Source organism: Lysinibacillus boronitolerans JCM 21713 = 10a = NBRC 103108 (genome assembly GCF_000772935.1).
In the GTDB taxonomy this organism is placed as follows: domain Bacteria; phylum Bacillota; class Bacilli; order Bacillales_A; family Planococcaceae; genus Lysinibacillus; species Lysinibacillus boronitolerans.
Map to the genome: position 1 here is coordinate 84,680 of NZ_JPVR01000063.1, position 7,363 is coordinate 92,042.

Below are 7,363 nucleotides of genomic sequence, written 5' to 3' on the forward strand. Positions count from 1 at the left end.
CTTAATATTAATTTCCAAAAAAGTGAAACTATATCATTTAAAATTCGTATCTTATAGTATAAATGGTCGCTTTGCTTGGGAGGTACCATTTCATACATTTTTATTTTGCCAACGTGAGGAGGTCGCCCTGTTGAAAAAATTATTGAGTATAATGGTACTTTCAATAGCTGCAACCGTAGGAAGTTTAACTAGTTTTAGTCAAGTAGAAGCAGCGTCTGCTAAGGCAGTAGATGTGACAAATTCATACTGGGCAAATGCCTCGATTCAACATATGCTCACAAAACAATATATGACTACATATCACGACAACACTTTTAAGCCAGAGCAAGCTATTACAAGGGCAGAGGCTGCCGCTGCCATTGCTCGCTCTCTTCAAACTAACATTGACATTGAGAACCCTGTAAAATTCAAGGATGTTCCTATAACGCATCCATATTACAAGGAAATTTGCCAGCTTGTTAAACTGGGAGTCATTCAAAAGAGTGAGGCCTTTCATCCAGAAGAGCCTTTAAAGCGTATGCAGGTGGCAAAAATGCTAGCACTAGCTTACCAAATTAAAGTAGATAGCAAAAATAATAGCCAGTTTGCGGATATTACGCGTACTCATTGGGCAAAAGATTATATCGAATCCTTAGCAGATATCGGTATTATTGGTGGGGTGGATGCTAAACATTTTGCACCTGACCAATTGGTAACACGTGCACAGTTTGCTGTATTTGTTGAGCGAAGCATGGTTTTTCAGCAAAAAATTAAGGCATTGGAAGTAGCCTATGACTATTTAGCAAAGGATTATATCCCAACTGTAAACCTTTCTTCCGAGTGGTCGAAAAAGGTGATTGAATTAATTAATGTTGAAAGACAGAAGAATAAGCTAGAACCTGTTGTTTATGATTCTGAGCTGACACAAATTGCGATTATCAAAGCACAGGACATGGTAAATCGCCATTATTTTGAACACGTTTCTCCATTTTATGGGGCACCTTGGGATTTAGCGACATTATTTGATTACAACTATACAAGTTTTGGAGAGAATATTGCTAGAAATATTAAAACCCCAGAAATTGCAGTAAAAGCATGGATGGCTTCTCCTAGTCATCGGGATAATATTTTAAAAGAACATTATACAAATACGGGTGTTGCAATAGCACAGGATAGCAAAGGAAATTACTATTGGGTCCAAATGTTCTCTAGTCAATAAGTTGTTGTGTAACAAAGCATCGCTAATATTACAGAAATGTTACGAAAGTTCCAAATTACGATAAAAAAATCCTCTTTTTAACGCTGGAAATACCTCCAAACGTTGGTATTACAGCGTTTTTTTGCTGTCTAAAACCGTTACACAATTGAAAAATAACATACGCCTCTTTTGTGATAGTCTATGTATAGGCAAAAAAGTTTTGAGAGGGGTATAACAAAAGTATGAATAAGAAATGGTTATTACCGATTTTTGCATCATTTATGTTATTTTCAACTACTAATATTAATACTGCTGAAGCAGCGTCTAAAGCAGATTTAACTGATACAGCTTCTAAATATTTAGGTGTTCCATATAAATACGGCGGTACAACAACAAGCGGCTTTGATTGCTCTGGCTTTACTTCTAAAGTATTTTCGGACTTAGGCATTCAATTAAACCGTACGTCAGGATCTCAATATCAACAAGGTACTGCAGTAGCCAAGAGTGATCTTCAAGTTGGCGATTTAGTATTTTTCAATACAAGTGGTAGTGGTATTTCACATGTGGGGATATACATAGGTGATGGTAAAATGATCCACTCTCAAACTGGTCAAGGTGTAAGCTACTCAAATGTTAATGACCCGTATTATTGGGGCGATCGTTATGTAGGTGCTAAACGTGTGGCAACATTTGATGCTCAACAACAAGCTGAAGTAAAAAAAGCAGCTATTGACTTTTCAGTATATGCTTCTCGTGCAGAGGTAGCAGTACAAATTGCAAAAGCTTTAAACTTAGATACATCTGATACTACTACTGGTTTCGTAGATGTAAAACCTACATATGCGCATGCAGGTGCTATTGCAGCTGTAGCAAAATTAGGTATCTTTGAAGGCGATGCAAATGGTAAATTCAACCCGTCTTCACCAATTACGCGCGCGCAAATTGCTAAAGTATTAGTGCTAGCATTTGGCCTTGAAAACAATGGTGGAAGTGTAACATTTAGTGATGTCCCTCAAAAGAGCTGGGCTAATGAATATGTTTCTACGCTAGCATCAAATGGCATTACAAATGGTGACGGAGACGGTAGCTTCGGTTCTGATGAATTACTAAAAATCGAACAATTAAAAGTATTTATTGAAAGAATTCAACAATAAGTTCATAAAGTTAACACTTTAATTGTGTCATAGATTGCAAGAAATGATCTTTTGAATAGCGTATAATGGAAGAAGGGTTTGCAATAGCAGACTCTTCTATTTTTATGATAATTTTGTAGGAAAGGATGTGAATTGGAAAATTAAATTTTAACAGTTCTATTGTATGATGCTTTATTTAGCTAATTTTGTTAAAATGGACACGTTAAGAGAACAAGAAGGGAGGAAATAAGACATTGAACATCAAAAAAATTAGTCTTATCTTGTGCGTCTTATTCATTTCGGCTTCTATGTTTACGATACATAGTGCAAGTGTCAGTGCAGCTAACAATTCGAATATCACATTTGAAGATGTTACTAAAAATCACCCAGCCTATGAAGAAATCAATTATTTAGTAAATTTGGGGGTAATTCAAGGTTACTTTGTGAATGGTAAGAGAGTCTTTGGCCCAAATAATAGTGTAACAAGAGGACAAGCAGCTAAAATGGTTGTTGTTGCCTCTGGTAATAAACCATTAGTTGTAAATAAATCTAGCTTTTCAGATGTTACAGTCGGCACTGAAATGTCAGGTTATATAGAACGTGCTGTACAGCTAGGATTTTTCGACAAAAATATAAAAGGTCAATTCTTACCAAATAAGCCTCTAACTCGTGGAGAAATGAGTTATGTATTAACAAAGGCTTTTAATTTAGATACTAGTGAGTATGAGGGGATCGACTCACCATTTACTGATGTAGCAATCACACATGAATATGTGAAATACATCAATACAATCTATTATAATGGTATTACAAACGGAACAGGTAATACGTATTTACCAAATGGCACTGTAACACGTTCACAATTCTCATTATTCGTGGCGCGTGCAAACAGTGAAAAATATCGATTAGAGCTTCCTGTAAAAGGTGTACAAGTTCCAGATACATCACAAGTAATAGGCTTAGTGAAGGTCACTACAGATGGGCTAAACATCCGTAAGACAAAAGATTCTACTTCAAGCACGAACATTGTAGGCAAAGTCAATACAGGCGGTAAATTATCAGTCTACGCTGTAGAAAGTAATTGGCTAAAGGTTACTTATAAAGGCGCCTATGCCTATATCTATAAGCAATATGCAGAATTTGTAGATGCAGATGGCAATGCGTTAGGAACAGTCGAAAAAGAAGTAACAACAAAAAATGCTGTCAATTTATATGTGAAGCCTACTTCATCAGCAAAAGTAATTTCATCGATTAAAGCGAATGAAAAGCTTCCTGTCTACAAAACAATTGGTGGCTATTACTTAACACAAGTAAATGGTTTACCAGGTTATATTGTAGCGAATAGCACTACGGATATTGTGGAAGAGGAAAAGCCAAATCCAAATCCAAATCCAGATCCAACACCACCATCAGCTTCTGGTGATGTGCTAGGTAGAGTAACGGTTGCTAATTTAAATGTTCGCAGTCAAAGTAACTCTACATCAGCCGTGTTATTTAAGCTGAATAAAGGAGAGTATGTCCAAGTTAATAACATCAATGGTTACTGGGCAGAAATCACATATAATGGCCAAACAGGTTATGTTCACAAGTCTTATTTAAAACTATTAAATCAAACAGCTAAACCTTTACAAAATCGTATTATTATCCTAGACCCAGGTCATGGTGGTAAAGATCCAGGTACAGTAAAGGGCTCTGCTTCTGAAAAGAACATTACATTAAAAGTCAGCACACAAGTGAAACAATTACTAGAGAATGCTGGTGCAAAAGTTTATATGACACGTACTGGTGATACGTATCCATCATTACAAGATCGCGTAGACTTTACTCAAGCAAACTATGGTGAAATTTTCGTGAGTGTTCATGTCAACTCTGCTGCTAATACGTCAGCGTCTGGTACTGAAACATATTATGCAATATCTACAGGAGATATGTATCAGGAAGACATTGATTTAGCGACTTATGTTAATAATCAAATTGTCAACAATTTAAATATGAAGAATCGTGGTGTCAAGCAAGAGCAATACTACGTAATTCGTAATATGGTGATCCCATCCATTCTAGTGGAGCTTGGTTTCTTAACGAATGCAGAGGATAACAGTAAAATGACTAATGATCAATACGTTAAATTATTTGCAGAATCAATTTATAATGGTATTTTGCAATACTATAAAAAACAATAAGTAATTAAGAGACGATTCCAATGCTGTACTAGCCTTGGGATCGTTTTTCTTATTCTCTATATACCCAGATAAGAGAAAGACAAACTAATTGATAAAAATGGCTATCTCGTATAATAAGTTTGAAAAACAAAACGAACGATAGAACTTTTGAGATTGCAGGCTACTTGTGAGCAGGCGCTGAGCCGTTTCCTCCACTACTGCTTCGTTTAGATGCTCGCCTCTCTTGCTATCCCACTGGAGTCAAGGAGCCTTTCACTCCAACTCACAAAATAGATACTTTTAGTAAGGATTATCGAATAAAGTGTTTTATTGAAGGATGTATAACTAATACAGCTCCATATTGAACTTTCTCTAATCATACAAATTAATGACTAATTTGATCGCTGCGGCTAGCTAGTATGAAAGATAAGGAAATGATACTTTTACATAGGGGTGATTGGAGTGGAGACAGTGTCACAGATGAGACTCTGGAGCGAACGTAAGTGAGTGAAGCGGCTTATCGGACGCCCCGGCTAGTGACTTTATCTTTTTTTACAAAATGAAATGGCTGCCTCCTTTATAAGAGGCAGCCATTTACTGTTATTTCACGGTATTGATGAATTTAATATAATCCTTACTTATATATCCTGGTTCAGTGTTTAGTTTATCCGAAACAACTTGATACCAACCGTTAGAGCTAGTATCTGTGACGATGACAGGCATATTACTCTTACTAAATGTGAAGAGCGGACTTTGACTTGTTGATGCATCTGCACGAACATTCAGTCCAGCCGTTGTTGTGAGTGCAATTTTATAAGGATTATTCGCATCTTTAAAGCCTAGAGCTTTTTCTGCACGATAGTAATGTCCTGCAATTTTTGCGCCCCAGAATGGATCTGAAGCGTATTTTACATTGAAGCCGATAGCCTTAGAGCCAACAACTGCGCCATTGGTATAACGTCCACCTGGCGTAATATAATTTGGCTGTAAGAATTTTTCAACCAACTCATAAATATTGGCTTCGACACTATCAAACTTCTTGTTCAGAGGATTCGTATCATAGACATATAATCCAAATAGATTGTTTAGGTTTTGCGCGTGATCACTCATACCATAGGCACTCTCATGCTGTGCTAGAGATAAAATAAGCATAGCATTGATATGAGAATTTGCTTCCACTTCTTTTAATACAGAGCCTAAACCAAGTAGTTTACTTTTAGTTGTGGCATTTTTATAAATCGAAGCACCTGAGCTTTCAACCTCCGCTAATTTTCCCACGATATATTGATCTAGCTCATCTGCTGTATATTGAGTTGTAGCACGAGCGGGTAAGAATTGATAGTAGTTATAGGCTTCTCCCTTTGAAGAACCATCAGCATTGGTAAAGTTAATGCCATCCCAGCTAAAGTATTTCTCACCCTGCTTCATAAAGCTAGGTGCCTTGCCATACACGTAACTAGCAGAATATTTATTGGTTTTATAATCATATAAGGTATGTTTTATTTCACCGTACTCATTTGTGTAATAAGAACGGCCTTTCACTAAAGCAGAAGGAATTAAGCTAACGTCAGCCTGCTTTAAATAGCCAGTATGACCAGCTAAGCGTACTTTAACCTGTGTGGCATCACTACCTAGATACTCCATTTCTGTATTACCAGCAACTGCGATTTGATCCTTAATGGTTTCAGAATTTAGAGCAACATAATTATTCGTTACAACATAGCCTGAAGTCATTTTAATAATTTTATCATTTTGAGTAATCACGAAGGAACTATTCGTCATCGCCTTTTCAGCTGCTTCAAAGCTAGTAAAGATTTGCTTGTCTACCAAGTTACCATTAGAAATTTCTTTGACGATATATGTGGTAGTATTACCATTATTACCAGTATTATTGTTGTTCCCATTATTATTAGTATTACCGTTATTTTCGGAGTTACCATTGTTTTCATTTTTACCAGCATCAAGCTGATCAGCAAGAAGAATTAATCGTAGAATAAATGTCGATGCCTCACCAATTGTGGCATTGTCTCTTGGTAAAAACATGCCATTGGAGCTTCCTTTAATAAGTCCTAATTGTGCACCGATTGCAACATCCTGACGGAAATCTTTAAAAATAGTTGCATTGTCTTTGAAGGTAATAGAAGAAGTACCTTTTGGTATTTTTAAATAATCAACTGCTCTGATTAGCATCACTGCCATATGCTCTCTTGAAATACGGTCATCTGGCTTAAATGAGCCATCCGTATAGCCAGTAATAATTCCAGCAGTAGCGGCAAGCTTAATTTCATTTGCAAATAAATATGTGTCTGACACATCTGTAAACGTTATCTCGTTCTTTGTGTCCAAATCTAAAGCTTTTGCTATGTATGTGGCGAATTCACCGCGTGTAACCGTAGCATTTGGACGATAGCTTCCATTTGCATCCTTTAGCAATGCGTCTTTCTGAATTAAATAGCGCAAACCACTCTCATGCATATGTCCTGATAGCTCATCTGCAGAGACCGATTGGGGTTGCCAAATGACTAGACTAACAAGCATCATGAGCAACATAAAAATTGATAGTTTTTTCATAGTTTTACCCTCCTAAACTGATATCATTTTAACAAAGTTACACAAGCAAGATAAGGGTCAAATGTTAGAAATCCCATAAAATATACCAGCCCTTTATAGGCAATAAGTATGCTTTTATAATTTGAAGTGTGAGTTAGTTTTAAATAGGGGAAGGAAGGTGAACCGAAATTCACATGAGTTTCTTCTATTATATATGTCATTTGTGTTAACCCTAAAAAATAATGCCGTACATTGCTTACTAAGAAACAATGTACGGCATTTTATTGAAGTAATGATTAAAGCATTTCTGAAGTTGTTTTAGCTTGCATATGCAGTTGTAGGTA

The 7,363-nt window shown here is 36.4% G+C and carries 4 protein-coding genes; 3 read left to right on the forward strand and 1 reads right to left on the reverse strand.

All coding sequences use genetic code 11. From position 1 onward, the window contains the following. Window positions 1-130: 130 nt before the first annotated feature. From CD31_RS04950 to CD31_RS04960, 3 genes are all read left to right on the forward strand, one after another. Window positions 131-1,198 carry a CAP and S-layer homology domain-containing protein gene (locus tag CD31_RS04950; protein ID WP_036076133.1) on the forward strand — a complete coding sequence of 356 codons (1,068 nt, stop codon included), beginning with the start codon at window positions 131-133 and terminating at the stop codon, window positions 1,196-1,198. 221 nt (window positions 1,199-1,419) lie between these two features. Further along, window positions 1,420-2,331, forward strand: a complete 912-nt coding sequence (locus CD31_RS04955; RefSeq protein ID WP_036076134.1) for a C40 family peptidase — start codon at window positions 1,420-1,422, stop codon at window positions 2,329-2,331. A gap of 233 nt (window positions 2,332-2,564) precedes the next feature. Next, a complete protein-coding gene (locus tag CD31_RS04960) occupies window positions 2,565-4,490 on the forward strand; it encodes an N-acetylmuramoyl-L-alanine amidase (RefSeq protein WP_036076136.1) in 1,926 nt (641 codons plus the stop codon). Between the two features lie 579 nt (window positions 4,491-5,069). Here the strand turns inward: CD31_RS04960 and CD31_RS04965 are convergent. Next, window positions 5,070-7,040: an S-layer homology domain-containing protein gene (locus CD31_RS04965; RefSeq protein WP_036076137.1), complete on the reverse strand. Its 1,971-nt coding sequence runs from the start codon at window positions 7,038-7,040 to the stop codon at window positions 5,070-5,072. Between the last annotated feature and the right edge of the window lie 323 nt (window positions 7,041-7,363).